This is a genomic window from Mesorhizobium sp. P5_C1, from assembly GCF_054049815.1.
The window spans coordinates 1-539 of sequence record NZ_JBFULQ010001403.1; the positions used below are offsets into that span (position 1 = coordinate 1).

Consider the following 539-nt stretch of genomic DNA (forward strand, 5'->3'; position numbering starts at 1 on the left):
GAACAATGACGCGTCCCCGATGTTGCCTATGGCGACAATCATCTGGCCGGCCATGATCGAGACATAGGACACGATCATATAGAGGCCGAAGACGCGGCCGCGGTTGTCATTGGTCGCCTTCTCGTTCAACCAACTCTCGATGACCATATAGGCGCCGGCCATGGCGAAGCCTGTGAAGGCGCGCAGAGCGATCCACACATACTGCTCGATTATCAAACCCGTCAGCAGCGCGATGATTGCACCAGCCGCTGCAAAGGTGCCGAACGCACGGACGTGCCCGATCCGACGGACAAGCCTAGGTGCGAAGATGCAGCCGGCGACGAAGCCGCCCGCCCAGGCAGTTCCGAGCAGGCCAAGCGACGCTGTCGAAAAGCCCTCCGCCTGCCCACGCAACGGCAAGAGCAAGCCATGCAACCCTGTCGCTGCAAGCAGGAATCCAGTGCCGCGAAGAAGCGACAGGATCGGGCGGTAGCCGATAGGTAAGAGGTAACCCAGCATCTTCCGATCGGGCTCAACAGACTTGGCACCCACACTAACTG

The 539-nt window shown here is 60.3% G+C and carries 1 protein-coding gene; it reads right to left on the minus strand.

The features are described from left to right. A partial coding sequence (locus tag ACXJ7R_RS36045) for an MFS transporter (protein ID WP_457155934.1) occupies positions 1–498 on the minus strand: 498 nt, incomplete at its 3' end. Between the last annotated feature and the right edge of the window lie 41 nt (positions 499–539).